The 23,789-nt window shown below is 67.9% G+C and carries 26 protein-coding genes and 1 pseudogene; 13 read left to right on the top strand and 14 right to left on the bottom strand.

The features are described 5' to 3' along the window. Positions 1–16: 16 nt before the first annotated feature. Positions 17–529 (bottom strand): peptide deformylase, encoded by a 513-nt coding sequence (gene def, locus IMZ29_RS09255; RefSeq protein ID WP_216183031.1) that lies wholly within the window; start codon positions 527–529, stop codon positions 17–19. Between the two features lie 228 nt (positions 530–757). Between def and IMZ29_RS22705 the strand changes: the two genes are divergently transcribed. The 5 genes and pseudogenes from IMZ29_RS22705 to IMZ29_RS09240 all read left to right on the top strand — a co-directional run bounded on the left by IMZ29_RS22705 (position 758) and on the right by IMZ29_RS09240 (position 3,578). Continuing rightward, complete coding sequence (locus IMZ29_RS22705) at positions 758–1,324, top strand: DNA-processing protein DprA (RefSeq protein WP_253206996.1); 567 nt, start codon at positions 758–760, stop codon at positions 1,322–1,324. Next, a pseudogene (locus IMZ29_RS22700) lies at positions 1,294–1,593 on the top strand (DNA-processing protein DprA); the annotation flags it as partial. The gene IMZ29_RS22705 and the pseudogene IMZ29_RS22700, both read left to right, overlap by 31 nt. A 167-nt stretch (positions 1,594–1,760) precedes the next feature. Beyond that, positions 1,761–2,018, top strand: coding sequence for a DprA-like winged helix domain-containing protein (locus IMZ29_RS22695; protein ID WP_253206995.1), 258 nt, complete (start codon positions 1,761–1,763; stop codon positions 2,016–2,018). Between the two features lie 148 nt (positions 2,019–2,166). Continuing rightward, positions 2,167–3,078 carry a hydroxymethylglutaryl-CoA lyase gene (locus IMZ29_RS09245; protein WP_216183028.1) on the top strand — a complete coding sequence of 304 codons (912 nt, stop codon included), beginning with the start codon at positions 2,167–2,169 and terminating at the stop codon, positions 3,076–3,078. Beyond that, positions 3,075–3,578, top strand: a complete 504-nt coding sequence (locus IMZ29_RS09240; RefSeq protein WP_253206994.1) for a hypothetical protein — start codon at positions 3,075–3,077, stop codon at positions 3,576–3,578. Before IMZ29_RS09245 ends, IMZ29_RS09240 begins: the two co-directional genes overlap by 4 nt. Before the next feature lie 13 nt (positions 3,579–3,591). Here the strand turns inward: IMZ29_RS09240 and IMZ29_RS09235 are convergent, their stop codons facing one another. The 4 genes from IMZ29_RS09235 to IMZ29_RS09220 all read right to left on the bottom strand — a co-directional run bounded on the left by IMZ29_RS09235 (position 3,592) and on the right by IMZ29_RS09220 (position 7,824). Next, positions 3,592–4,377, bottom strand: coding sequence for a LytR/AlgR family response regulator transcription factor (locus tag IMZ29_RS09235; protein WP_216183026.1), 786 nt, complete (start codon positions 4,375–4,377; stop codon positions 3,592–3,594). Next, positions 4,374–5,480 (bottom strand): sensor histidine kinase, encoded by a 1,107-nt coding sequence (locus IMZ29_RS09230; RefSeq protein WP_216183023.1) that lies wholly within the window; start codon positions 5,478–5,480, stop codon positions 4,374–4,376. The genes IMZ29_RS09235 and IMZ29_RS09230 overlap by 4 nt, the downstream gene beginning before the upstream one ends. Next, positions 5,459–5,854, bottom strand: coding sequence for a DUF2306 domain-containing protein (locus IMZ29_RS09225; protein WP_216183022.1), 396 nt, complete (start codon positions 5,852–5,854; stop codon positions 5,459–5,461). The genes IMZ29_RS09230 and IMZ29_RS09225 overlap by 22 nt, the downstream gene beginning before the upstream one ends. Positions 5,855–6,096: 242 nt before the next feature. Beyond that, positions 6,097–7,824, bottom strand: coding sequence for a proline--tRNA ligase (locus tag IMZ29_RS09220; RefSeq protein ID WP_216183096.1), 1,728 nt, complete (start codon positions 7,822–7,824; stop codon positions 6,097–6,099). A gap of 107 nt (positions 7,825–7,931) precedes the next feature. Between IMZ29_RS09220 and IMZ29_RS09215 the strand changes: the two genes are divergently transcribed. The 5 genes from IMZ29_RS09215 to IMZ29_RS09195 all read left to right on the top strand — a co-directional run bounded on the left by IMZ29_RS09215 (position 7,932) and on the right by IMZ29_RS09195 (position 12,903). Continuing rightward, positions 7,932–8,543 carry an RNA pyrophosphohydrolase gene (locus IMZ29_RS09215; protein WP_216183021.1) on the top strand — a complete coding sequence of 204 codons (612 nt, stop codon included), beginning with the start codon at positions 7,932–7,934 and terminating at the stop codon, positions 8,541–8,543. 4 nt (positions 8,544–8,547) lie between these two features. Then, the gene (locus IMZ29_RS09210; protein ID WP_216183019.1) at positions 8,548–9,258 is read left to right on the top strand and encodes a response regulator; all 711 of its coding nucleotides are present in this window, start codon (positions 8,548–8,550) and stop codon (positions 9,256–9,258) included. A gap of 8 nt (positions 9,259–9,266) precedes the next feature. Further along, complete coding sequence (locus IMZ29_RS09205; RefSeq protein ID WP_216183017.1) at positions 9,267–10,778, top strand: sensor histidine kinase; 1,512 nt, start codon at positions 9,267–9,269, stop codon at positions 10,776–10,778. A 118-nt stretch (positions 10,779–10,896) separates the two neighbouring features. Beyond that, positions 10,897–11,370: a tripartite tricarboxylate transporter TctB family protein gene (locus IMZ29_RS09200; protein WP_253206993.1), complete on the top strand. Its 474-nt coding sequence runs from the start codon at positions 10,897–10,899 to the stop codon at positions 11,368–11,370. Positions 11,371–11,376: 6 nt separating this feature from the next. After that, positions 11,377–12,903, top strand: a complete 1,527-nt coding sequence (locus IMZ29_RS09195) for a tripartite tricarboxylate transporter permease (protein ID WP_216183013.1) — start codon at positions 11,377–11,379, stop codon at positions 12,901–12,903. A 191-nt stretch (positions 12,904–13,094) separates the two neighbouring features. Here IMZ29_RS09195 and IMZ29_RS09190 read toward each other — a convergent pair whose 3' ends face one another. Further along, positions 13,095–13,679 carry a BPSL1445 family SYLF domain-containing lipoprotein gene (locus IMZ29_RS09190; protein WP_216183011.1) on the bottom strand — a complete coding sequence of 195 codons (585 nt, stop codon included), beginning with the start codon at positions 13,677–13,679 and terminating at the stop codon, positions 13,095–13,097. A gap of 154 nt (positions 13,680–13,833) precedes the next feature. Next, complete coding sequence (locus IMZ29_RS09185) at positions 13,834–14,193, bottom strand: hypothetical protein (protein WP_216183009.1); 360 nt, start codon at positions 14,191–14,193, stop codon at positions 13,834–13,836. Between the two features lie 180 nt (positions 14,194–14,373). On the opposite strand from IMZ29_RS09185, the gene IMZ29_RS09180 reads away from it, so the two are divergent. Further along, positions 14,374–15,852, top strand: coding sequence for an aminotransferase-like domain-containing protein (locus IMZ29_RS09180; protein WP_216183008.1), 1,479 nt, complete (start codon positions 14,374–14,376; stop codon positions 15,850–15,852). Here IMZ29_RS09180 and IMZ29_RS09175 read toward each other — a convergent pair. The 5 genes from IMZ29_RS09175 to rplU all read right to left on the bottom strand — a co-directional run bounded on the left by IMZ29_RS09175 (position 15,818) and on the right by rplU (position 19,330). After that, complete coding sequence (locus IMZ29_RS09175) at positions 15,818–16,297, bottom strand: gamma-glutamylcyclotransferase family protein (protein ID WP_216183007.1); 480 nt, start codon at positions 16,295–16,297, stop codon at positions 15,818–15,820. The genes IMZ29_RS09180 and IMZ29_RS09175 overlap by 35 nt on opposite strands. Continuing rightward, a complete protein-coding gene (proB, locus tag IMZ29_RS09170) occupies positions 16,294–17,436 on the bottom strand; it encodes a glutamate 5-kinase (protein WP_216183006.1) in 1,143 nt (380 codons plus the stop codon). The genes IMZ29_RS09175 and proB overlap by 4 nt, the downstream gene beginning before the upstream one ends. Positions 17,437–17,443: 7 nt before the next feature. Then, entirely contained in the window at positions 17,444–18,565 is a 1,122-nt protein-coding gene (obgE, locus tag IMZ29_RS09165; protein ID WP_216183005.1) for a GTPase ObgE, read from the bottom strand. A 180-nt stretch (positions 18,566–18,745) separates the two neighbouring features. Then, a complete protein-coding gene (gene rpmA, locus IMZ29_RS09160) occupies positions 18,746–19,003 on the bottom strand; it encodes a 50S ribosomal protein L27 (RefSeq protein ID WP_216183004.1) in 258 nt (85 codons plus the stop codon). A gap of 15 nt (positions 19,004–19,018) precedes the next feature. Further along, positions 19,019–19,330 carry a 50S ribosomal protein L21 gene (rplU, locus tag IMZ29_RS09155; protein ID WP_216183003.1) on the bottom strand — a complete coding sequence of 104 codons (312 nt, stop codon included), beginning with the start codon at positions 19,328–19,330 and terminating at the stop codon, positions 19,019–19,021. A 201-nt stretch (positions 19,331–19,531) separates the two neighbouring features. On the opposite strand from rplU, the gene IMZ29_RS09150 reads away from it, so the two are divergent. Then, on the top strand, positions 19,532–20,497 hold the full coding sequence (locus IMZ29_RS09150) for a polyprenyl synthetase family protein (protein WP_216183002.1): 966 nt from the start codon (positions 19,532–19,534) through the stop codon (positions 20,495–20,497). 97 nt (positions 20,498–20,594) lie between these two features. Continuing rightward, positions 20,595–21,500, top strand: coding sequence for a DMT family transporter (locus IMZ29_RS09145; protein WP_216183001.1), 906 nt, complete (start codon positions 20,595–20,597; stop codon positions 21,498–21,500). 48 nt (positions 21,501–21,548) lie between these two features. On the opposite strand, the gene IMZ29_RS09140 is transcribed toward IMZ29_RS09145, so the two are convergent. Together IMZ29_RS09140 and IMZ29_RS09135 are read right to left on the bottom strand one after the other, a co-directional pair. Further along, positions 21,549–21,980: an ATP-binding protein gene (locus tag IMZ29_RS09140; protein ID WP_216183000.1), complete on the bottom strand. Its 432-nt coding sequence runs from the start codon at positions 21,978–21,980 to the stop codon at positions 21,549–21,551. A gap of 8 nt (positions 21,981–21,988) precedes the next feature. Next, entirely contained in the window at positions 21,989–23,752 is a 1,764-nt protein-coding gene (locus tag IMZ29_RS09135; RefSeq protein ID WP_216182999.1) for a solute carrier family 23 protein, read from the bottom strand. Between the last annotated feature and the right edge of the window lie 37 nt (positions 23,753–23,789).

The following is a 23,789-nucleotide window of genomic DNA, read 5'->3' as shown; positions in this document are numbered from 1 at the left end:
GCAGGCGCGCCAGCGCTCAGGCGGCCGCCTGGCGTTCCTGCTTGCGCAGGCGCGTCTTGATCCGGCTCTGCTTGAGGGGGGACAGATACTCGACGAAGACCTTGCCATCGAGGTGATCGAGCTCGTGCTGCACGCAGATGGCCAACAGACCATCGGCCTCGATCTCGCGCGACTTGCCGTGCTCGTCCAGTGCCTTCACGCGCACGCGTTCGGCCCGCTCAACCTTGTCGTAGATGCCGGGCACGGACAGGCAGCCTTCTTCGTACACCAGGCGCTCGTCGCTGCGCCATGTGATCTCGGGGTTGATCAGCACGAGCAACTCGTTGGCGGCTTCGGAGACGTCGATCACGACGACGCGCTCGTGCACGTCCACCTGCGTGGCGGCCAGGCCGACACCGGGGGCTTCGTACATGGTCTTGGCCATGTCCTGGACGAGCGTGCGAATGCGCTCGTCCACGGCAGCCACGGGTTTGGCCTTGGTGAAGAGACGAGCGTCGGGGTAATGCAGGATGGGTAGGGTCTTGGCCATGATGAGGCACCCTCGCGAATGCTTTCTGATCCCGCAAGTATAGTTAAATCAATGTGTTGTAGCCAATAGTTATTGGCTATTATGGGCGTCCTGTCATGCGGTGAGCGACGCCGTCCGGCGGCGCGGCCTTGGGCGGCATTGACGCGTGCCTTCGGGTGCGCGCGAAGCGCCACAGTGCGCGGTTGGCACGGGGGCCTGCGTGATACACCGAGGCTTTCGCGATACACCATGCCAGATCCCTCGACCCCATCCCCTTGTCCGCCCGTGTTGCGCCTCGGTCTGGAGCCCGGCCTCACGCCCGCGCTCGCCCGCGCGCTGCTGGCCGAATGCGGTTCGGCGGCAGGCGTCTATGCTGCCAGTCCGACCCGCCTTGCCGCCATCGTGGGCAGCCGCCTTGCGCGTCAGCTCGCCGCACCGCCGGATTCGGAACTGCAAGCCGCGATCACCGCTGTCCAGGCCTGGATCGCACAGCCCGATCAGCATTGCATGGGCTGGGACGATCCGGACTATCCGCCGTTGCTGCGGCACATCCACGATCCGCCCGTGCTGCTCTACGTGGTCGGGCAGCGGGCCGCGTTGTCGCGCCCCGGGCTGGCCATCGTGGGCGCGCGTCAGGGCAGTGCCGGCGGGCGGGAGACGGCCGAGGCGTTTGCCCGGCACCTGGCGGTCGCGGGCTGGAGCATCGTCAGCGGGCTGGCGTCCGGGATCGATGCGGCGGCCCATGCCGGTCGCACTGGCCGCGGGGCCCGAGGGGCGGCGGCACCGTGGCCGTTCTGGGCACGGGGGCGGACGTGATCTACCCGGCGCGCCATCGCGCGCTGGCGGCAGCCGTCGTCGCATCAGGCGGGGCGCTGGTCTCGGAGCTGCCGCTCGGCTCGCCGCCACGCCCCGCGCACTTTCCGCGACGCAATCGCCTGGTGGCGGGCATGACGCGGGGCGTGCTCGTTGTGGAGGCCGCGCTGCAGAGCGGCTCGCTCATCACGGCGCGTCTCGCGGCTGAGCTCGGACGCGAGGTGTTTGCGATCCCGGGCTCCATTCACGCGCCGCTCTCGCGTGGCTGCCATGCGTTGATCCGGCAGGGGGCCAAGCTCACGGAAACGGTGGCGGACATCACCGACGAGCTCGGGCCCGGCCTGGCGCCCGCCGCGCCCGGAGCGGGTCGGCCGCGGGTAGCCGCACCCTGCGAGCCGTCTGCGACTTCGGCGTTGGCGCCCTCGGCGCTCGGCAGGCCATGCCGGGGGCGGCTGTCCCGGGGCTCGGGCCGGGGCAGGCGGACCCGGCCGACGACCTCGCGCTCGTACCGTCGGCCTTCCTCGACCCGGGGCTCGACACCGTGCTGCAAGCCGTGGGTTTCGACCCGGTGCTCGTCGACGACATCCAGCGTCGCAGCGGCCTGCCCGCTGCCAGCATCCAGGCCGCGCTGTTGCGCCTGGAGTTGGCCGGCCGTGTGCGCCGTGTGCCAGGCGGCCGCTTCGAAAGGGCGGCGTAGGGCGTGACGATGCCAGGGCCGCCCGCGCACGCCGCATGGCACGTTGCGTGCGCAAGCCACCGGTCGCGGGTGACCGACAATCTCGGCTATCGTTGCGGGTCAGAGCGGCGCGGGGCCACCCACGCCAGGCAGACAGGAGGAGACGCGCATGGCCTATCCCGAATACGTGAAACTGGTGGAAGTCGGGCCGCGCGACGGTCTGCAGAACGAGAAGGGCGACGTCCCGCTGGCGGTGAAGATCGAGCTCATCGAGCGCCTGGTCGCGGCCGGCGTGCCGCACATCGAGGCCGGCTCCTTCGTGTCGCCGCGCTGGGTGCCGCAGATGGCCGACAGCGCTGCCGTGATGGCAGGCATCAGCCGCCGTCCCGGCACCCTGTATTCGGTGCTCACGCCGAATCTCAAGGGCTTCGAGGCGGCCGTGGCCGCGGGGGCGGACGAAGTGCTCATCTTCGGCTCGGCGAGCGAGTCCTTCTCCCAGCGCAACATCAATTGCTCGATCGCGGAATCGCTCGAGCGCTTCGCGCCCGTGGCCGAGGCCGCGCATGCCGCTGGCATCCGCCTGCGCGGCAGCATCAGCTGCTCGCTCGGCTGCCCGTACGAGGGCGAGGTGGCGCCTGCCGCCGTGGCCCGCGTGGCCGAGCGCTTTCTCGCGCTGGGCTGTGCCGAGATCGACGTGGCCGATACCATCGGCGTGGGCACGGCAGGGCAGGTGGCCCGCGTCATGGCCGCCGTCGGCGAGGTGGTGCCGATCGCCCGCGTGGCCGGTCACTTTCACGACACCTACGGACAATCGCTCGCCAACATCGTGGCGGCGATGCAGGAAGGCGTGGCGATCTTCCATGCGTCCGTGGCCGGCCTGGGCGGTTGCCCCTATGCGCGCGGTGCCACGGGCAACGTCGCGAGCGAGGACGTCCTGTATCTGCTGCATGGCATGGGCATTCGCACCGGCATCGATCTCGACGCCATGGCCGACACGGGTCGCTGGATCTCCGAGCGGCTGGGCCGTACCAATGACAGCCGGGCCGGCCGCGCCCTGCTGGCACGCCGGGAGGCCGCATGAGCGCGCCAGCCGGGGCGCCGTCGAAGCATCGTGGCTTTGCCGTGCCGGGCAACGTCGATGCGGCCGAACACGCCGAGTTGCTGCGTGAGTTGAATCTGCCCGTCTCGGGGCCGGCGTACCGCCCGAGCGTGAAGATCGCCGCCTGGGTGGTGCTCGCCGTGCTGACCTGGCAGATCGTGTCCGCGGCCATCCGGCTGCCCGCCGAGCATCTGAGTTCGGTCTTCGCGGGCACGCTGGCGTTTTGCTATATCGGTCTCGCGATCATCGCAGCGGCCATGCAGCGTTCGGTGGTCACCATCGACGAGCATGGCCTGCGCCAGACGTGGGTGATGCGCCGCGAAGTGCCCTGGAGCGACATGCGCTACGTGAAGTTCATTCCGTATCCGCTGGGCAAGCGGCTCATGATCTTCCATCGCGGACGCTTCACGACCATGCAGGCCGGCTGCCAGGAGATCGAAGTGGCCTTCGCGCGCATCGCGCTGGTCTACAAGCGGCGCTGAGCATGGGCCCGGCTCACATGGCCTTGAACCGCTCCGCATAGATCCGGCTCACGGCCAGCCGCTCCGGCCGGCTGCGCAAGCGCAGCCACGTGCGGCCGGCCTCATCGCGCTCGGCGGCCGCCACCTCGTCCAGATTCACCACGGTGCTGCGATGCACGCGCACGAAGCGCGTGGCATCGAGCCGTGGCATGAGACTCGCCAGACTGCTGCGCAGCAAGACTTCGCCTTCGGCGGTGACCACGTTCACATACTTGTCAGTGGCCTGCAGATAGCACACGGCATCGATCGGAATCAGCCGTACCTGCGTACCCACACCTGCCTGCAGATGACGCAACGGGGCGGCCTCGGTACGCGGTTCGAGTTGGCCGAGCAAAGGGCCGAGTCGCGCGGCGAGCGCGGCCAGGCTGTCTGGCCCGCGCGCGGCCAACGCCTGCCGCGCACGCTGCACCGTCTGGCCGAGCCGCTCGGCCGTGACGGGCTTGAGCAGGTAATCGATGGCGGCGAGCTCGAATGCCTGCACCGCATGCGCATCGTAGGCCGTCACGAAGACGACGAGCGGCGGCGGTGCGGCCAGGTCCCAGTCTTCCACCAGCGCCTGGGCAGCTTCCAAGCCACTCAGTCCCGGCATGCGAATGTCCAGGAACAGGATGTCCGGCTGCAGCGTGCGTGCGGCATGCAGGGCACTCGCCCCATCGCCCACCTGGGCGACGATGGCGAGATCCGGCCACGCGCTGGCCAATTCGGCGCGCAAGGCGTCAGCGAGCAAGGGTTCGTCTTCGGCGATCACGGCACGCGTCATGGCGAGGGCAAAGCCTCCTGCGGAATGTGGATGATGAGACGGGTCCCGCCGTCGGCCTCGGCGGGCCAGGGCGAGACGACGGACAACGTCGCGGCCGGGCCGAAAGCCGCCGCAAGGCGCGCACGCACGGCGCCCATGCCAAAGCCGCCATGACCCGGGCGGGGCTCCGGCAGGACGAGTGCATCCATGCCGACGCCGGTGTCGTGCACGGTGATCTCGACACGGCCCGGCTGCGCGTCGGCAGTGACCTCGATGCGCCCGCCGGCCGGCGCCGGCTCCAGACCATGACGGATGGCGTTCTCTGCCAGCGGCTGCAGCAACAACGGCGGTACCCGCAGATCGGCCAGCGCGGGCGGCAGGTCCAGACGATACGTGAGCCGGGGCCCCATGCGGGCGGACATGAGATCCAGATAATCGGTCAGCAGCGCGAACTCCTCGCGCAACGTGATGGCTTCGGCCTGCGAGCCTGCCAGCGTGCCGCGCAGGAAGGACACCAGGCGATCGAGCATGGCCTGCGCGCGGGGCGGATCCCGCGCGATCAGCGCCCGCAGGGTGGCGAGCGTGTTGAAGAGCATGTGCGGTTCCAGCTGGGCGCGCAGCAGACGCAGCTGGGCTTCGTCCGCGAGGCGGTGCGCGGCATCGGCCCGAGCTTGCTCGAGCTCGCGCTGCAGACGCAGCGCAACCGTGTAGTGGCGCATCCAGCTGGCGCCTGCGACGATGACCGTGGCCACGACCGTGGCGAGCACGCTCGCAGCGAGCAACTCCGGGCCGCGCGCGCCGGTGAGCCAGGCCGCGTCGTCCCCAAGCAGCCAGGCCGCGAGATAGGCGCCGCCCACGAAGCCTGCCGTCATGCCGAGCAGGCATAGGGCAATGAGACCGATCGGATGGGGTGCACCGGTCGGCCAGAGCAGGCGTCGGCCGGTCTCGATGCACGCATAGCCCAGCAGTCCAATGCACAGCGAGTAGGTCCAGGCCGAACGCGCGCCGCCCACGCCCGGCACATAGGTGCCCAGCAGCAGCGCGATCACCGCGCACACGACGAGCGTGCCGGCCAGGGACGTCAATCCCGGCGGCATCCGCATCAACCCAGCACGGTGTGCCATACCAGCTCTCCCAGCAGACGCGATGGCAACAGGGTGAAGAACCCCGCGATGATGAGGCCACCCACGAAGAGGCCGATCATGGTGCCCCGATGCGCACGCCAGTTGCCCTGTCGCGCATGATAGATCGCCAGCACGAGGGCGACGAGGCTGCCCACCGACAAGCCGTGCAGCCACGAGAAGCTGCCCGAGCCGCGGATGCCGAACGAACTCAGGATGACGAGGAGCATCAGCAGCGCCCAGACGCGGCCCAGGCGGCGGTGACCCGCCGTGCCCTTGCGGCGCAGGAAGACAGCAAAGCCCAGCAGCAGTGCGACGAGCGCAGCGCCGGTATGGATGAGGATGAGCGGCGTGAAACCTGCGGGGAGGGACAGCATGACGGCCTCGTGGTGACGGTGAACGTGACCACAGCATGCGGATCCCGCAGGAGCAGGTCGAGGCGATTGCGACGAACGGCAGGAAGCGGGGGACGAAGCGTCAGCCAGGCCGATGGACGGCGGTATCCCACGCCGTGAGACGCAAGGCGCAGCGAATCTCGTGCGTCGGATGGCGGACGAGCAGCGCCCGGCGCCGCCAGCCACGGGCGAGGTCGACAGCCGACCTCGCCACGGTCATGCGATCAGCCGCGCAGACGCGCGAGCACGTTGCCCAGCGCTTCGCCTGAAGGCACCTTCTCGGCCTCGCTGTCGCGGCGGCTCTGAACCTCGAGCACGCCGTCCTTCAGGCCCCGGTCGCCCACGGTGACGCGCACCGGCACGCCGATGAGCTCCCAGTCGGCGAACATGCTGCCCGGACGCAGGTCGCGGTCGTCGAGGATGGCATCCACGCCTTGCGCGATCAGATCGTCGTAGAGCGCGGTGGCGGCAGTGCGCACGGCTTCGCTCTTGCCCCAGCCCACCGGGCACACCACCACCTGGAAAGGCGCCAGCGCCGCGGGCCAGATGATGCCGCGCTCGTCGTGGCCTTGCTCGATGGCGGCACCCACGATGCGGGTGATGCCGATGCCGTAGCAGCCCATTTGCAGCGTGGCCGGCTTGCCCGTCTCGTCGAGGAACGTGGCCTTCAGCGCCTCGGAATACTTGGTGCCGAGGAAGAACACGTGGCCGACTTCGATGCCGCGCTGGATGGCAAGCGTGCCCTGGCCGTCGGGGGCCGGATCGCCCGCTACGACGTTGCGCAGGTCTGCGACGAGCTCAGGCTCGGGCAGGTCACGGCCCCAGTTCGCGCCCGTGAAGTGAAAGTCGCGTTCGTTGGCGCCGCAGACGAAGTCGCTCATCTGCGCGACGGTACGGTCGGCGATCACGCGCACGGGCTTGGCCGTCTTGATCGGGCCCAGATAGCCGGGCTCGCAGCCGAAGTGCTCGACGATCTCGGCCTCGGTCGCGAAGCGGTAGCCCTTGTCCAGACCAGGCAGCTTGCCCGTCTTGACCTCGTTGAGCTCGTGATCGCCACGCAGCAGCAGCAACCAGATCTGCGGACCCTTGTCGGTCTCGGTGGCCAGCACGATGGACTTGACCGTGCGCGCGAGCGGCAGCGACAGCAGCTCGGCCACGGCTTCGCACTTGGCCGCACCGGGCGTGGGCGTGCGCGTGAGCGATTCGCTCGCGGCTGCGCGTTCTGCGATCAGCGACACCGCTTCGGCCAGTTCGATGTTGGCCGCGTAATCCGAATCCGGGTTGTAGACGAGCAGGTCTTCGCCGGTGTCGGCAATCACCTGAAATTCATGGCTGCGCGTGCCGCCGATGGAGCCGGTGTCGGCCGCCACGGCACGGAAGGTGAGGCCCAGGCGCTCGAAGATGCGCAGGTAGGCCTGGTACATGATGTCGTAGCTCTTCTGCGCGCCGGCTTCGTCGCGGTCGAAGGAGTACGCATCCTTCATCGTGAATTCGCGGCCACGCATCAAGCCGAAGCGCGGCCGGCGCTCGTCGCGGAATTTCGTCTGGATGTGGAAGAAATTCAGCGGCAGCTGGCGCCAGCTGTGGATCTCGGCGCGCGCGATGTCGGTGATGACTTCTTCGGACGTGGGCTGGAGCACGAAGTCGCGCTGGTGGCGGTCCTTGATGCGCAGGAGCTCGGCACCATATTGTTCCCAGCGGCCCGATTCCATCCAGAGCTCGGCCGGCTGCACCACGGGCATGAGGAGTTCGATGGCGCCAGCGGCGGTCATCTCTTCGCGCACGATGGCTTCGACCTTGCGGATCACGCGCAGCCCGAGCGGCATGTAGGTATAGATGCCGCCCGCGAGCTTGCGGATCATGCCCGCGCGCGTCATGAGCTGGTGGCTCGCCACTTCCGCGTCGGAAGGAGCTTCTTTCAGGGTATTGATATGGTATCGGGAAGCGCGCATGGGAGCGGGCAGATGGCCTGCCAGGTCGGGAAAAGGAAAGACCTCGCCGGGTAGCGAGGTCATCGATATAATCGATCTCAATTGTATAGAAATTGCTGGAGGTGGCCATGCTGGATCGAGAAGGCTACCGTCCCAACGTCGGCATCATCCTCGTCAACCAGAAAAACGAGGTCTTCTGGGGTAAGCGAATCCGCGAGCATGCTTGGCAATTTCCGCAGGGCGGCATCAAGTACGGCGAAAGCCCTGCGCAGGCCATGTACCGCGAGCTGCATGAGGAGGTCGGGCTCCTGCCCGAGCACGTCCGTATCCTGGGACGCACGCGCAATTGGCTGCGCTATACCGTGCCTGACCGCTTCGTGCGTCGTGAATGGCGCGGGCACTACAAGGGCCAGAAGCAGATCTGGTTCCTCCTGCGCATGCTCGGGCGCGATTCCGATGTCTGCCTGCGCGCGACCAAGCACCCCGAGTTCGATGCGTGGCGCTGGAACGAATACTGGGTCCCGCTCGACGCGGTGATCGAGTTCAAGCGTGACGTCTACACCGAGGCGCTCAACGAGCTGTCGGCCATCCTGTTTCGCCGCGGCAACGAGACCCGCTTCCTGCGCCAGCACATGAACGGCCCGCGTGGCCGTCAGGCGCAGGGTCACGGTCCCGGCCTGCCCAAGGCCGAGCCGCGTCTCGTGCCGGAGACGGCGGGCGGCATTCTGCCCCAGGCTTAGCACGATGCGGCTCCTGGTGGTGGAGGACGAGGAGGATCTGGCCAACTGGCTGCTGCGTGCGCTCGCGCAGAGCGGCTTCGTGCCGGATCACGTCTCCGATATCCGCAGCGCGCGCGCGTCCGTGGCCGCGACTGAGTACGACGCCATCGTGCTCGATCTGCGTCTGCCCGATACGCATGGGCTCGTGTGGTTGCGCGAACTGCGCGAGGCGGGCAACGCCACGCCGGTGCTGGTGCTCACGGCGCAGGGCGGGCTGGACGATCGTGTGCGGGGCCTGAATCTTGGCGCCGACGACTTCCTCACCAAGCCATTCGCGCTGGCCGAGCTCGAGGCACGCCTGAGCGCGCTTGGGCGGCGTGGCCGCGGCGTGCGCAGTACGCGTGCGCAGTACGGTCGACTGGTCTTCGACAGCGAAACCCGCAGCTTCTCGCTCGATGGCGAACTGCTCTCGCTCACGCCGCGCGAGCGGGCCGCGCTCGCTGCCCTCGTGCAGCGGTTCGGCAAGCCCATGACCAAGTCGCAACTCTTCGAGAAAGTGTTCGAGTTGCAGAGCGATGCGGGCCCGGACGCCATCGAGGTCGTCATGCACCGGCTGCGCAAGAAGCTCGCCGACAGCGGTGTGCAGATCCACACCGTCCGTGGCCTGGGGTATCTGCTCAAGGCCGGGGACGAGCGGAGTGCCGACGAGCTGGCATCGCCCGGCCCGAGCGCCTGACCGCGCGTATGTCGCTGGCTCGCCTTTTCCGGCGCCGCACGGCGCGGCAGCGCCGGTGGCGCTTGAGCCTGAAGGGCTTGCTCCTGAGTCTGCTGTTGCCGGGCATGCTGGCATCCCTGCTGCTCGACAGCTACAGCGATTATCAGACGCTCGCCCGCATCACCCGCCAAGCCTACGACAATGCGTTGCACATGCCTGTGAACGTACTGGCGCGCAGCGTACGCCTCTTGAGCGGCGGTGAGCTCGACGTCGACACCCGCACGATTGTGCAGCGCATCGTCGAGCCGGACTGGGACGAACCGATCTACTTCCAGATTCTGCGCCTGGGGGCCGACCCTGCGGTGGCGCCCGACGCCGCGGTGCGCGGCAGCGAAGTGCTGTTCGGGCGTGATGATTTCCCGTTGCCGATGGACTGGGAGGTGGCGCTGGCGCCTGAACCCCTGTTCTATGACGGATTCCTTGGGGGGCAGCCCGTGCGCGTGGCCGCCCAGGTGCGCCGCGTGCCCTCAGGTCAGGGACCCATTCCCGTGCTGGTGCAGGCCGCGCAGAGCAGCGCCCAGCGTATGCGTGCTGAGCAACTTGCTGTGCGGCAAGAGAGCTGGCGTGACTTGCGGGCGCTCGCCATCATGGTGCTGCTGCTGTGGCTCGGCGTCAGCTGGGGGCTGCGACCCCTGGCGCGCCTGCGCGCGGATGTCGCCGCCCGCCGTCCCGAGGACGCCACGCCGCTGGACGCCTCCGCCGTGCCCCAGGAGGTGGTGCCCCTGGTGGACGCCGTCAACCACCACATCGCGCGCCACCGCAACATCGTGGATTCGCAGTCGCAGTTCCTGGCCGATGCCTCGCACCAGCTGCGCACGCCCCTCACGATCATGCTCACCCAAGCCGAGTACGCGCTGCGCGAGCGCGACCCCGTCCACATGCGCGAGAGCCTGACGGCCCTGGTGCGTCGCCTGGGCAAGACCCGCCGGCTGACGGAGCAACTGCTCAACCTGGCGCTCGCACGCCACGCCTCGCGGGTGGAGGCGGCTACCTTTGACGTGGCCGGCTGCGCCCGTGACGTCCTGATCGAGTACCTGCCGCTGTCAGAGGCGCAGGGCGTCGACCTGGGCTGGGACGACGCGGGGCCTGACACCCTTCTCGTTCGCGGTCATGAGGACGGCATACGCGAGGCCGTATCCAACCTTGTGCACAACGCATTGCAGTACTCCCGCGCGGGTGGCACGATCACCGTGTCCTGCCGCCGTGATGGTCCCGAAGTCTTCCTCACCGTCGTCGACGACGGCCCAGGTGTCGATCCTGCCCTGCGCAGCGTGGCCTTCGAGCGGTTCGAACGCTTGAACGGCGAGGTCGGCACGCCGGATGGCGCGGGGCTCGGCCTCGCCATTGCCCGTGCATTCGTGCGGCGTGATGGTGGCGACATCTGGCTGGAAGACGGCGAGCCCAACCGGCTCGGCGGTGTCGGACTCAAAGCGGTGATTCGCCTCATCCCTGCGGATGTTGCGATGCAGCATCGCGCCTGAAAGCCGACTGAAAGTCAGCGCTCGTATTCTCCTCCACTCTTCGTTCCAGAAAAAACGGGGTCGTCCCGTGCCCGGCCGTTCGGCCGCGACGAAGAAAGCACTCTTAGGGGGAAATCCATTGAGCTGGCTGAGACAACGAAGCAAGGTTGATCTGATCGGGGGAGCGCTCGTCGCGCTCCTCGGGATCGGCGCCGTCATCCAAGGGAGTACGTACTCCATTGGCACACTGGCCCGCATGGGCCCGGGGTTCTTCCCCGTTGCACTGGGCTGGATCCTGATCGGCCTGGGCATTCTCATCGCATTGAATGCAGATCCGGTTGCGGAAGAAGACCTGGAGCACGACATCAGCCGCGATCCCGCTGACTGGCGTGGCTGGGGCATGATCATCCTCGGTTTGATCGCCTTCATCATCATCGGCCGCTGGGGAGGCCTGGCGCCGGCCACGTTCGCGCTGGTGCTGATCTCGGCCATGGGCGAGCGTGACCAGAAGCTCGTGCACGCCGTGGCGCTGGCCCTGGGCGTGACTGTGGTGGGCGCGCTCATCTTCTCCTGGGGCCTGCAGTTGCAGTTCCCTCTGTTCCGCTGGGGCTGATCACACATGGAACTGCTCGATAACATCCTGATGGGGTTCGGGGTTGCCTTCCAGCCCTACAACCTCATGTGGGCCGCCTTCGGCGTCTTCATGGGCAACCTGATCGGTGTGCTGCCCGGCATGGGCGTGCTGGCCACCATCTCCATCCTGCTGCCGCTCACCTACACCATGACGCCCACCGCGGCGCTGGTGATGCTGGCCGGCATCTACTACGGTTCGCAATACGGCGGTGGCATCACCTCCATCATGTTGAACATGCCGGGTACGGCCTCGCACGCGGTCGCGTGTCTGGACGGTAATCCGCTGGCCCGACAGGGCAAGGCAGGTTCCGCACTCTTCATGCTGATGTTCTCGTCTTTCTGCGGAGCGACGGTGGGCATCCTCGTGATGATGCTGTTCTCGCCGCTGCTCACTGAAGTCGCGTTCAAGTTCGGCCCCGCCGAATACTTTTCGATGATGACAGTTGGCCTGCTGGCCGGCGCTACCCTGGCCAAGGGCTCTGCGGTCAAAGGCGTGACCATGGTCGTGCTCGGTCTGCTGCTGGGCGTGGTCGGTACCGACGTCAACTCGGGCGTGATGCGCTTCCACTTCGGCATCATGGAATTGTCCGACGGCATTTCGCTGGTGGCCTTGGCCATGGGCTTGTTCGGTGTGGCCGACGTGCTGCGCAACGTGAACAAGATGACCTCCGCCGTGAAGATCGAAGGCACGGGCAAGATCAGCATGCGTTCCATGCGTCCGCAACCGGGCGACATCAAGCAGGCGCGCGGTGCGGTGTTGCGCGGCACGGCGTTTGGCTCGCTATTCGGCGTGCTGCCGGGCACGGGCCCCACGATCGCTTCGTTCATTGCCTACGCGACCGAAAAGAAGATCGCCAAGGATCCGAAGCGCTTCGGCCGTGGCGCCATCGAAGGCGTGGCCGCGCCGGAGGCTGCCTGCAATGCCGGCAGCCAGACGAGCTTCATCCCCACGATGAGCCTGGGTATCCCGGGTGACCCGGTGATGGCCCTGATGCTCGGCGCCTTGATCATTCACGGCATCCAGCCCGGTCCGCAGCTCATCAGCGAACATGGCGACATCTTCTGGGGCCTGATCGCCAGCTTCTGGGTCGGCAACGTCCTGCTGCTCGTGCTGAACCTGCCGCTCATCGGCATGTGGATCAAGCTGCTGTCGGTACGCTACAAGTTCCTCTATCCCACGGCATTGTTCTTCGTCTGCGTGGGCGTCTACAGCACGAACAACAACCTGTTCGACGTCGTCATGGTGCTGTTCTTCGGCATCGTGGGCTACCTCTTCCTGCGCTTGCGCTTCGAGGCGGCACCGCTGCTGCTGGGCTTCGTGCTCGGCCCCATGGTCGAAGAAAACTTCCGTCGTGCCCTGTTGCTCTCGCGTGGCGACATGGCGATCTTCGTTCAGCGTCCGATCAGCGCGAGCTTCCTCGCCGCTGGTGCCCTGCTGATCGCAGGTCTGGTCTGGTCGTACTACCGCGGCAAAGCCAAGAAGAAGGCCGCACTGGCCCAGCAACAGGCTTAATCAACGCACGCTGTTTTCGACGGACGGGCCGCCCTTCGCATCCCCTGAACGTCGGCTCTTGTCGAACCTCCCCGCCTTCGGGCGCGGAGGTTTTTTTTCGTCTGACGCACCATCGATGGGCGCGAAAAAGGCCTCCGAGGAGGCCTTCTTCATGCAGACTGCCGTACGGGCCTTGCGGCCCGCAGGCGGGCTTACAGGTTGTTCGCGCGAGCGATGCGGGTGCCGTCGATGGACACGCCGGCCATCAGGCCGCCGTTGTTCAGGACGAAGCCCACGACCGGCTGACGCGCGGTCTGGGTGTCGATCGAGCCGTTGGCGCCAATGTTGGCGACAGCCACCGTGGCGTCGGCGCCGATCGTCCAGCCATTGCTGTTGCGGAATTTCTCGTAGGCGGCTGCGTCGGTGAAGACGAGCACCATGGCCTTGGACTGGGCGCCGGCCTGCCAGCCGATCGAGCCGCCAGTGGTGGTGTAGTAACCCTGCTGGGCGCCCTTGACGCGCAGCACGCCCACGCCGTGTTCGAAGCCGACGACGAAGGCGCCGCTCAGGACTTCGGGGAACACCAGCACGGCATGCGCGCGCTGGATGAGGGCGCGGCTGTCCGGCGCTTGCTGATACAGGCGGTTCAGCGTTTCATCGGCGGCGCTGTTGATCGATTGACGCTGCTGGGCGGCCGACGCCTGCGTGTTGGCGGTGGTCGGCAGGGTGGTGGTGCAACCGGCAAAGACGGCGGAAGCAGCAAGGGCAGCGGTAAGGGCGAGACGGTTCAAGCGCATGGAATTCTCCCATCGGGGGCAGGTAGCATCGCGCCAGCAATATGTCTGGTGCGGCAACGGGATGTAGCAGGATACGTGCCGTGGTTTCTGAACCCGCCGGTTCGGGCGGGGTTTCCTGCGTCTGCCGCAAGTGCGAGACCCGCGCCGTTGCGTCTTAAGCCTGCGGCTGGGTGATGGTATCGGCGCGGCGCGAGCGCAGGGCGCCGGCCATGCGCCGGGTCAGACGCGTCAGGATGCCGACGAGGAGAAGCGGCGCTGCGCTCGGGCTCACCACGCGTAGCTGCGCGGCTTCGATGGCGGTGGCCTGCACCCAGCCTGCCGCGTCCAGCTGGCAGGTCTCGCCCACGTGCAGGCGCAGCGTGGGCCGCAGGGTCGACTCGGCCAGGTCGATGGCCGGCAGGCGCAGCGTGAGGCTGCCCGAGGTGCACACGAGCAGGGTGCCATCCGGAAAGTATTCGGCAAAGGCGCTGCCGGCGGCGACGTAGCGGTCCGGCGAGAGGGCGGGGTGGGGCATGGCGAGGCTCCGCAAACGGGCTGAAGAAGAGCCTCCAGGTTACGTATCTCGCGGGCGACGCGGCAGGCACAGCAACGGGGTTTCTGCGCCGCAACAGTGGGCCCTGCCGGCCATCTGTTATGGTTCCAATGCGTGAATCTGTGTCTGTTCTATTCGTCTGAACGGGCGCACTCTAACGTCATGAACACCGCGCCACTCTACCGCCAGCTCGCCGGACATTACCGTCAGGCCATCCAACAAGGTGCCCTGCCCATCGGCGATCGTCTGCCTTCCGTGCGCAATCTCATGCGCACCCATCAGGTCAGCCTGTCCACGGCGCTGCAGGCCTGCCGTGAACTGGAGGGCGAGGGCTGGCTGGAGGCCCGGCCGCGCTCGGGTTACTTCGTCCGCACGCCGCGTCGGCATGAGATGCCGCCAGCACGCGAGCCCGCCATCCCTGCCCGATTGGACCCGGCCGCGTACGTCGGTGTCCACTCGCGCATCTCGGAATTCGTCTCACGCACGAACGCCTGCGTGGGCGGCGTCAATCTGGCCGTGGCGGTCGCGGCGCCCGAGCATTACCCGGAGGCCGCACTGCGCCAGGCGGTCGTTCGCGCGACCCGCCTGCATGGGGACGTCCTGTGCACGCCGGTGCCCACGCATGGCCACATCGCGTTGCGCACGGCACTGGCACGCCGCGCCTACGATCAGGGCATGACGCCCTCGGCGGATGACGTCATCGTCACGCACGGGTGCACGGAAGCCCTGAACATCGCGCTGCGCACGGTCACCTCGCCCGGTGACACGGTGGCAGTGGAATCGCCTACCTATCATGGGCTGCTGCAGGTGCTCGAAACCCTCGGTCTGCGAGCGCTGGAGGTGCCCACCAGCCCGCAGAGCGGGCTGTCCGTGGAGGCGCTGGAGCTCGCGTTCCTCACGCAGCCGGGCATCCGCGCCGTCGTGGCCGTGCCCAATATGCAGAACCCGCTGGGCAGCATCATGCCGGAGGCCGACAAGCAGCGCCTGGTGGCCTTGTGCGAGCGGCATGGCGTGCCGCTGATCGAGGACGATACCTACGGCTTGCTCGCCGATGACGAGCGTCCGCAGCGCACGCTCAAGTCGTGGGACAAGACCGGCAACGTGATCTATTGCGCCTCCCTGCACAAGACCCTCGCCCCCGGCATGCGCCTGGGTTGGATGATGGGCGGGCGGTGGCAGAACCGGGCGCAGATGCTGAAGTATGCGAGTAGCCGGCCCAACGAAGCTCTCGGTCAGATCGCGGTGGCGGCGTTCCTGGATTCGCGCGGATATGATCGGCACCTGGCCACGCTGCGTCGCGCATTGCGCCAGCAGCGTGAGCGCATCGCCGAGGCGGTCGCGCGGCACTTTCCGCAAGGCACGCGATTGAGCGTGCCGGCGGGCGGGATGTTGCTATGGGTGGAGCTGCCCGACGCGATTCCCTCGCACCAGGTCTTCGAGCAAGCCCTGGCGCAGGAGATTCGATTCTGCCCGGGCACCCTGTTTTCGAATGCCGGGCGTTCGGATCACTTCATCCGGCTGAGTTGCGGTGCGCCCGTGACCCCGGACGTGGAGGCCGCGGTGCGCACCATCGGCAAGATCGTGGGCGACGTGGGACGGGCCCCCATCAGCCCAGCAGGCGGGGGAGCACGTCGCGGATGAAGGTGGCGGCTGCCTCGCCGGTGAACGCCTCGGGCTGCCAATCGCCGGTCAGCGTTGCGCGACGCGCATCCCCGCACACGTAGGCAAGTGCGCGAACCGGTTCGGCGCGACCGTCGATGCGCACGTGGACGACGGCATGCTGGTAGTAACCGGTGCCGATTTCCTCGACACGGTCGAACGCGGCCAGGTCGGCGTCGGTGACGTCCCACAGCAGACGTCCGGGCACCGTGTGTCCCGATGCCGGGGCAATGGCGGCGAAGACCTCGTTGCCTGGGTGGGGCAGGCCATAGCGCCGATAGTCCGGCAGCACGGCCGTGTCCATGCGGTAAGTACGGCCGGTGACGGCGCGCACGATGTCGTCGCGTGTGAGGATGCCATAGGCAAAGAGATGCGCCGGCCGGGTCATGATCCGATCCGCGCGTGCCTCGTCGCCGGCCAGGCTCATGCCGGCGCCTGTGGCCGCAACACCACGAGGTTGTCGCGGTGCATGAGCTCGGGCTCGTTGCTGCTGCCGAGGATCTCCGCAAAGCGGCTGGAGGGCTGGCGCTGGATGCGGCGCGCGTCGGCTGCCGAATAGTTGATGAGCCCGCGCGCGAGTTCGCGGCCTTCGCTGTCGTGGCAGGCCACCACGTCACCCCGCTCGAAATCGCCTTCGACGGCCGTCACGCCAATCGCCAGCAGGCTCTTGCCGTCCACGGTGAGCGCGCGCGCCGCGCCGTCGTCCAGCACGAGGCGGCCGCGCAGGCGCAGATGATCGACCAGCCAGCGCTTGCGCGCGGACAGCGGGGCCACGCGCGCGTGCAGGCTCGTGCCGATGGACTCGCCCTCGGCGAGCCGCACCAGCAGTTCGGGCTCGCGCCCGGACGCGATGATGGTGTGCGCGCCGCTGCCCGCAGCACGCTTGGCCGCAATGATCTTGGTGAGCATGCCGCCCGTGCCGACATTGCTGCCGGCGCCGCCCGCCATGGCTTCCAGCGCAGGATCGCCCGCCGTGGCGTGGGCGACGAATTCGGCGTCCGGGTGCTTGCGCGGATCGGCGGCGTAGAGGCCGCGCTGGTCGGTCAGGATGACGAGCGCCGTGGCCTCGACCAGATTGGTGACGAGGGCGCCGAGCGTGTCGTTGTCGCCGAAGCGGATCTCGTCGGTGACGACCGTGTCGTTCTCGTTGACGATGGGCACCACGCCCAGCTCGAGCAGCGTGACGAGCGTGGTGCGGGCATTGAGATAGCGTTCGCGGTCGGACAGATCCTCGTGCGTGAGCAGAATCTGTGCGGTGGGCAGGCCATGCGCGGCAAACGCCGTCTCATAGGCCTGCACGAGACCCATCTGGCCCACGGCCGCCGCCGCCTGCAACTGGTGCATGTTCTTGGGGCGTCGGGGCCAGCCCAGCCGCGCCATGCCTTCGGCCACGGCGCCGCTCGAGACCAGCACCACCTGCTTGCCCAGACCGCGCAAGGCGGCGATCTGTTCGGCCCACGCGGCGACGGCCGCGCGGTCCAGGCCACGGCCTTCGTTCGTGACCAGCGAAGAACCCACCTTGACGACGATGCGGCTGGCGTGGGCGATGACGGATTCGTGACTCATGACAGTCTCAGCGGAAGCGGGGGTCGTCCTCGGCCACGCGTCGATCGATGTCCGGCGCCGGGGCGTCGTCGTCCTCGGCGGGCGCGTCGTCGTCCGGCACGTGCTCCGCGGCGCGGGCTTCATCCAGCGCCGCTTGCAGGGCATAGACGAGCGGCTGCGTGCCTTCGCCCGTCAGTGCGGAGATCGAATACACCGGGCCTTCCCACTGCAGCTCGGCGCACAGACGCGCGCGGAAATCATCCGGATCGTCCAGCATGTCGAGCTTGTTCAGGATCAGCCAGCGCGGCTTGTTGTAGAGATCTTCGTCGTACTTGCGCAGCTCTTCGACGATGGCGCGCGCCGCCTGGGCGGCGGCGGCCACCGGATCTTCCGTGAACTCCGGCGGCGAGGTATCCACCAGATGCAGCAGCACGCGCGTGCGCGCGAGGTGGCGCAGGAAGAGGTGGCCCAGCCCGGCGCCATCGGAGGCACCTTCGATGAGCCCCGGGATGTCGGCGATCACGAAGCTGCGCTCGGCGTCCGTGCGCACCACGCCCAGGTTGGGGTGCAGCGTCGTGAAGGGGTAGTCGGCAATCTTCGGGCGCGCGTTGGACACCTTGGAGATCAGCGTCGACTTGCCGGCGTTGGGCATGCCGAGCAGGCCCACGTCCGCCAACACCTTCAGTTCCAGGCGCAGGCGACGTTGTTCGCCCATCTCGCCAGGGGTGAACTGGCGCGGCGTGCGGTTCGTGCTGGACTTGAAGTGCAGGTTGCCCAGGCCGCCGATGCCGCCCTTGGCGAGCACGACGCGCTGGCCGTGCTTGGTCAGGTCGAACAGCATCTCGTCGGTGTCGGCGTCGAAGATGATCGTGCCGACCGGCACGCGCAGCGTGATGTCGTCGGCGGCAGCGCCGAATTGATCCTTGCCGCGGCCGTTCTCGCCACCGCGTGCCCGGTGCAGGCGTGCGTAGCGATAGTCGATCAGCGTATTGATGTTGCGGTCCGCCACGGCCAGGATGGAGCCGCCGCGGCCGCCGTCGCCGCCGTCGGGCCCGCCCTTGGGAATGAATTTCTCGCGGCGAAAGCTCGCCACGCCATTGCCGCCCTTGCCGGCGGTGACCTCGATGGTGGCCTCGTCAACGAATTTCATATGTGGACTCCGTGCGGACCGGTTGCCCGACAGGGGCTGGTCCAAAAGCCCGTCGATCGCCAGCCTGGCGGATCGCGGGTGACCCGGCAATGCCTGCCGGGCGAAAAGCAAAAGCCCTGCCGTGGCCGACAGGGCTTTCGCGGGGCATCGCGGCGCGGGGCCGAAGCCCCGCGAGTGTCATCACGCCGAGACGATCGACACCGTGGGCTTGTTCAGGGCGCCGCGCACGCTGAACTTCACGACGCCGTCAGCCAGCGCGAACAAGGTGTGATCCTTGCCCATGCCAACGTTCGGGCCAGCGTGAAAACGCGTACCGCGCTGACGCACGATGATCGAGCCTGCCGGGATGGTCTGGCCGCCGTAAGCCTTCACGCCAAGGCGCTTTGACTCCGAATCACGACCGTTACGCGTAGAGCCGCCGCCTTTTTTCTGTGCCATGTCTTGACTCCTGGATTACGCCGAGATCGCGTCGATGCGGATTTCGGTGTAGTTCTGGCGATGACCTTGGCGCTTCTGGTAGTGCTTGCGCCGACGCATCTTGAAGATGCGCACCTTGTCGTGACGACCTTGCGAGAGAATCGTTGCCTTGACCACGGCGCCCGTCACGAGCGGCGCGCCCAGCTTGAGCTGGTCGCCTTCGCCCACGGCGAGGACTTGATCAATCTCGATTTCCTGCCCGATGTCTGCCGGTATCTGTTCGATTTTCAGTTTTTCGCCAGCGGCAACGCGATACTGCTTGCCACCGGTTTTTATGACCGCGTACATGAGGGAACCTCGTTAAAGAAGGGAATTCGGCGCAAGGTCACGGCACCCCACCAAAAACGAGGGATGACCAATGCGAGTGCGCTGAACCCGCGATTCTAGCACCTGCATATTTTTTGAGCAAGGTTTCCGGTGGCAACCGCACCCGTATAATCCCCCGGGTGGGCGCTCCCCCCAGGGCGTTCGGATTTTTCTGGAAGCATCTTGAGTCTGCCTTCTCTGCTTGCGCCGATCGCCGAGGACATGCGCGCCGTCGATACGGTGATTCGTACCCGTCTCGATTCCCAGGTCTCGCTCATCCGTACCATCGGCGATTACATCGTGCAGGCGGGCGGCAAGCGCATGCGGCCGGCCCTGCTGCTCATGGTGGCGCGCGCGCTGGGCTGTGACAGCCCGCGTCAGCACGAGCTCGCCGCCGTGGTCGAGTTCATCCACACCGCCACGTTGCTGCATGACGACGTCGTGGACGAATCCGACCTGCGCCGCGGCCGCAGCACGGCCAATGCCGTGTTCGGCAACGCCGCGAGTGTGCTCGTGGGCGACTTCCTCTATTCCCGCGCCTTCCAGATGATGGTGGACGCGGGCTCGCCCGAGATCATGCGCATCCTGGCGGATGCCACCAACGTGATCGCCGAAGGCGAAGTGTTGCAATTGCTCAACGTCCACGATCCGGACGTGACTGAAGCGCGCTACCTGCAGGTGGTGCGCTTCAAGACCGCGCGTCTTTTCGAAGCGGCCGCCCAGGTGGGGGCCGAGCTCGCCGGCGCCGCCCCCGAGGTGGTCGAGGCAGCCGCGGAGTACGGCCGCCGTGTGGGCACTGCCTTTCAGCTCATCGACGACGTGCTCGACTACAGCGGCGATTCCACCGAGCTCGGCAAGAACGTGGGTGATGACCTGCGCGAAGGCAAGGCCACGTTGCCGCTGATCCGCGTGATGGCCGTGGGCACGCCCGAGCAGCGCGAGCTGATCCGCAACGCCATCGAGGCGGGCCATGGGGATTTCGCGGCCGTGGCCGAGGCGATCCACGCCACGGACGCCCTGCAGCATGCGCGCGAATCCGCGCGCGCCGAGGCGCAGGCGGCATCGGCTGCGCTCGCCGCCTTCCCCGAATCCCCGTACAAAGCGGCCATGCTGGCCTTCGCCGACTTCGCGATCGAGCGAGGACACTGACGCGTTCGCGTCGCACGCTGCAGCGTCGCTTCCGCTACCCGACGCTCGCTGAGAACTCTCGGGTGGCGATCTCGCGTCGCCTGTGGGAGCGCTGTGGATGGCTGAGCGTCGAGCACCGGATGGATTCGCCGCGGGCGTGATGCTCGCCCTGTGCCTGACCTGGGGGCTTCAGCAAGTGGCCATGAAGGCCGCTGCGCCGGTGATTGCACCCGTCATGCAGGTGGGCGTGCGCTCGGCGATCGCCGCGCTGCTTCTGCTGGCAGTGATGGCGGTGCGCCGGTTGTCCGTTGTAGGCCCGCCAGGCACCCTGCGTCCGGGCGTGTTGGTGGGGCTGCTCTTTGCCGGCGAGTTCCTCTTCGTCGCGCTGGGGCTGAGCCACACGACGGCGGCCCGCATGTCCGTCTTCCTTTACACGTCGCCCATCTTCACCGCCCTCGGTCTGTACCTGCTCGTGCCGGGAGAGCGCCTTGATCGCCGGCAATGGCTGGGCGTCGGGCTCGCCTTCGTGGGCGTGGCCATCGCCTTCTCCGAAGGATTCGGGGATGCAGGCGCCTTGCCGCCCAACGCCTGGATCGGCGATCTCTTCGGTCTCACGGCAGGTCTTCTGTGGGGCCTGACCACCGTGGCGATCCGCGCGAGCGCGCTGTCCGAGGCGCCGCCGAGCTGCACCTTGCTCTATCAGTTGCTGGCGGCTGCGGCGGGCCTGCTGGCCTTCTCGGTGGTCACGGGCGCACACACGGTGGGTCCGATGACGCCCATCGCCTGGACGAGCATGGCTTTTCAGTCCGTGGTCGTGACCTTCGGCAGCTTTCTCGTGTGGTTCTGGCTGCTGCGGCGTTACCTGGCGTCGCGCCTGGCCGTCTTCAGCTTTCTCACCCCGGTGGTCGGCATCGCCGCAGGGGTGTTGTTGTTGGACGATCCGTTCGCGCTCAATTTTGCGGCCGGTGCCGTCTGCATCTTCGCAGGCATCACCCTGGTGAACTTTCCGAGCCGCTCGCGCTAGGACGTCTCGACACCGCGCAGGCGGCGGATGCATGGCATGCGTCGGTGCTCACGCCGCGGGTGGTTGACGGTCGATCGACAGGGTCAGACGATTCCAGCCCTCGGGCGTGCGCGTGTAGCGCAGGTGCGACACCACACGCTTCATGAGCAGGATGCCGCGTCCGCCCACGGCCAGCGAATCCAGGTCCAGCACGGGCGGCGGCGGCGGTACCTGCGTCGGATCGAACGGCGCGCCATTGTCTTCCAGCACGACCCGGATGGCGTCGGCGTCTGCCGCGTGGTGCACGCGCAGTCGGGGGTCGGGCTGCCCTGACAGGCCATGCATGAGGGCGTTGGTCACGGCCTCGTCCAGCGCCAGCATGAGGCCTTGCTGCTGGCGCGGCGTCCAGCCATCGCGCTCGGCCAGGTGCTCCAGCCAGCCCAGCGCCTGGGCCACGCCATCGGGGTTGGGGTCGAGATCGAGGGTGTCGGCAGGCGGCATGACGCGTCTCAGTGATCGAAGTGCAGGCGCAGGAAGGACTGACCGGCCGAGTGCCCGGATTGCAGGCGATCGGCCAGGTGATGCAGAAGCGCCGTGGAGGCGCCGGCCAGCGCGTGGGACAGGCTCGCGTCGTCCTCGTCGTCCAGCAGATGGCGCAGGTCGGCCGCCACCGGCGCGCCGAGCGGCAGCGGCGGCCCATCGTGCAGCAGTTCGACGTCCAGGTTGTATTCATCGAAGCTGCCGCGCAGAGCAAGCAAGCGGCGTCCGGGGCTAGCCTGCAGCGCTTCGCTCGCTTCCAGTGCCGCGAGCGCCGCGCGCGTGATCACGTCACGGCGGGCGCCCCAGGCCGCCCCCTGCTGGGTGACGAAGTCCGTGATCGCGGGGGCGCCATCCGGGGCGTCGGCAAGCGTGATCGTGGCCGAGCGCGACGTGCCAAGGCGGAACAGCAGATTCAGGCCGATGGCCGTCAGGCTCGCCACGATGAGCCCGTTGCCGGCAATGAAGGTGAGCGCCGCGGGCACGTTCTGCGCGAGCGCCGGGATCAATTCCACCCCGAGCCCGAGCGTGAGAGAGATGCCCACGACGAAGATGCCACGGCTGTCCAGGGCGCGCTGGGTGATGAGCTCGATGCCGCCGACGATGAGAAAGGCCGCGACATAGATTTCGATGGCACCGATGATCGGTGCTGGCAGCAGGGTGAGCGCGAGCGTGAGCTGCGGCATCACGGCCACCAGCACCAGCAAGGCGGCGGCGACCAGGCCGATGATGCGCGAGGTGGAGCGGCTGATGTGCGCAAGCGCGATGTTGGCCGAGGACGTGACCGTGGAGTAGGCGCCCAGGCAGGCACCGACGAGATCACCCAGCCCGTTGGCGCGCATGGCCTTGCCCGCCGTCTTCATGTCGGCCCGGCGCCAGTCGGCATCCTCCACCTTCTGCATGAGGACGACACTGCCCAGTGTGTCGAGCTGGCTCATGATCGCGACCAGCATGATCGCCGCAGCCAGTCCGGGATCGATGGCGAAGACGGGCGTCGGCAGGCTGGGCAACGCGAAGAGCGGCGCCTGGGCGATCTGCTCGGCACCGGTGAGCCGGCCCGCCAGCAGCGCGGCCAGCAGGCCGGCGGCAATGCCCGCGAGCATGCCGAGCAGCTTGACCTGGCGAGAGCCCCAGACCGAGCAGCCGACGATCATGCCCAGCGTGACCAGGGCGATGAGCAGGCTGGGGCCATCGACGAGGCCTTGCGCATCGAGGCCGACCGCATGCGCCAGCGAGGAGCCGCCCAGCGACAGCCCGCTCATGCAGATCACCACGCCGGCCACTGCCGGCGGGAAGAGGGTGCGCAGAAAGGGCAGGAGCACGCTCACGAGCAGCATGCTGACGGCGGCGAGCAGGCTGGCCATCACCAGCCCGCCACTGCCGTAGCGGCCAATGACTTCGGCCATGAGGAGCAGGAACAGGGGATTGGGGATGTGTACCAGCAGGATGCCCGGCCCGACCCGGCCGCCCCAGGACTGGAACGCCGTGCCCACGCCCATCGCCAGGGCCGTGGCCGCCACCAGCGCCTGGGTCTGCGCCACGTCCAGCCTGCCGAGCGTGGCGGCGGCGATCACGTAGGTGATCAGCGTGAGCGCCGTCAGGGCGTGCTGCAGACCGAGCGTGAGCGCCGTGGCCGCGGGCGGGTGTTCGGCCGATGCATAGGTCAGTTCCGGCGAGCGCCGGCGCACCGGCGGGCCAGGCGGCAAGGTCAGGCGCGGGAAGCGAGAAACGGGCATGCGCGTGCTGAGCAGGCTGTTAATATCGGGCGCGGTG

The organism is Verticiella alkaliphila, from assembly GCF_018904615.1.
GTDB classification, from domain to species: Bacteria; Pseudomonadota; Gammaproteobacteria; order Burkholderiales; family Burkholderiaceae_B; genus Verticiella; species Verticiella alkaliphila.
The sequence above is the reverse complement of the archived record's forward strand: the minus strand, read 5'-3'. Positions and strand labels throughout refer to the sequence as shown.

Excerpts from the sequence above, each read along its gene's own strand:
- def (WP_216183031.1), bottom strand. The coding sequence starts at position 529 with ATGGCCAAGACCCTACCCATCCTGCATTACCCCGACGCTCGTCTCTTC.
- IMZ29_RS22705 (WP_253206996.1), top strand. The coding sequence starts at position 758 with ATGCCAGATCCCTCGACCCCATCCCCTTGTCCGCCCGTGTTGCGCCTC.
- IMZ29_RS22695 (WP_253206995.1), top strand. The coding sequence starts at position 1,761 with ATGCCGGGGGCGGCTGTCCCGGGGCTCGGGCCGGGGCAGGCGGACCCG.
- IMZ29_RS09245 (WP_216183028.1), top strand. The coding sequence starts at position 2,167 with ATGGCCTATCCCGAATACGTGAAACTGGTGGAAGTCGGGCCGCGCGAC.
- IMZ29_RS09240 (WP_253206994.1), top strand. The coding sequence starts at position 3,075 with ATGAGCGCGCCAGCCGGGGCGCCGTCGAAGCATCGTGGCTTTGCCGTG.
- IMZ29_RS09235 (WP_216183026.1), bottom strand. The coding sequence starts at position 4,377 with ATGACGCGTGCCGTGATCGCCGAAGACGAACCCTTGCTCGCTGACGCC.
- IMZ29_RS09230 (WP_216183023.1), bottom strand. The coding sequence starts at position 5,480 with ATGGCACACCGTGCTGGGTTGATGCGGATGCCGCCGGGATTGACGTCC.
- IMZ29_RS09225 (WP_216183022.1), bottom strand. The coding sequence starts at position 5,854 with ATGCTGTCCCTCCCCGCAGGTTTCACGCCGCTCATCCTCATCCATACC.
- IMZ29_RS09220 (WP_216183096.1), bottom strand. The coding sequence starts at position 7,824 with ATGCGCGCTTCCCGATACCATATCAATACCCTGAAAGAAGCTCCTTCC.
- IMZ29_RS09215 (WP_216183021.1), top strand. The coding sequence starts at position 7,932 with ATGCTGGATCGAGAAGGCTACCGTCCCAACGTCGGCATCATCCTCGTC.
- IMZ29_RS09210 (WP_216183019.1), top strand. The coding sequence starts at position 8,548 with ATGCGGCTCCTGGTGGTGGAGGACGAGGAGGATCTGGCCAACTGGCTG.
- IMZ29_RS09205 (WP_216183017.1), top strand. The coding sequence starts at position 9,267 with ATGTCGCTGGCTCGCCTTTTCCGGCGCCGCACGGCGCGGCAGCGCCGG.
- IMZ29_RS09195 (WP_216183013.1), top strand. The coding sequence starts at position 11,377 with ATGGAACTGCTCGATAACATCCTGATGGGGTTCGGGGTTGCCTTCCAG.
- IMZ29_RS09190 (WP_216183011.1), bottom strand. The coding sequence starts at position 13,679 with ATGCGCTTGAACCGTCTCGCCCTTACCGCTGCCCTTGCTGCTTCCGCC.
- IMZ29_RS09185 (WP_216183009.1), bottom strand. The coding sequence starts at position 14,193 with ATGCCCCACCCCGCCCTCTCGCCGGACCGCTACGTCGCCGCCGGCAGC.
- IMZ29_RS09180 (WP_216183008.1), top strand. The coding sequence starts at position 14,374 with ATGAACACCGCGCCACTCTACCGCCAGCTCGCCGGACATTACCGTCAG.
- IMZ29_RS09175 (WP_216183007.1), bottom strand. The coding sequence starts at position 16,297 with ATGAGCCTGGCCGGCGACGAGGCACGCGCGGATCGGATCATGACCCGG.
- proB (WP_216183006.1), bottom strand. The coding sequence starts at position 17,436 with ATGAGTCACGAATCCGTCATCGCCCACGCCAGCCGCATCGTCGTCAAG.
- obgE (WP_216183005.1), bottom strand. The coding sequence starts at position 18,565 with ATGAAATTCGTTGACGAGGCCACCATCGAGGTCACCGCCGGCAAGGGC.
- rpmA (WP_216183004.1), bottom strand. The coding sequence starts at position 19,003 with ATGGCACAGAAAAAAGGCGGCGGCTCTACGCGTAACGGTCGTGATTCG.
- rplU (WP_216183003.1), bottom strand. The coding sequence starts at position 19,330 with ATGTACGCGGTCATAAAAACCGGTGGCAAGCAGTATCGCGTTGCCGCT.
- IMZ29_RS09145 (WP_216183001.1), top strand. The coding sequence starts at position 20,595 with ATGGCTGAGCGTCGAGCACCGGATGGATTCGCCGCGGGCGTGATGCTC.
- IMZ29_RS09140 (WP_216183000.1), bottom strand. The coding sequence starts at position 21,980 with ATGCCGCCTGCCGACACCCTCGATCTCGACCCCAACCCCGATGGCGTG.
- IMZ29_RS09135 (WP_216182999.1), bottom strand. The coding sequence starts at position 23,752 with ATGCCCGTTTCTCGCTTCCCGCGCCTGACCTTGCCGCCTGGCCCGCCG.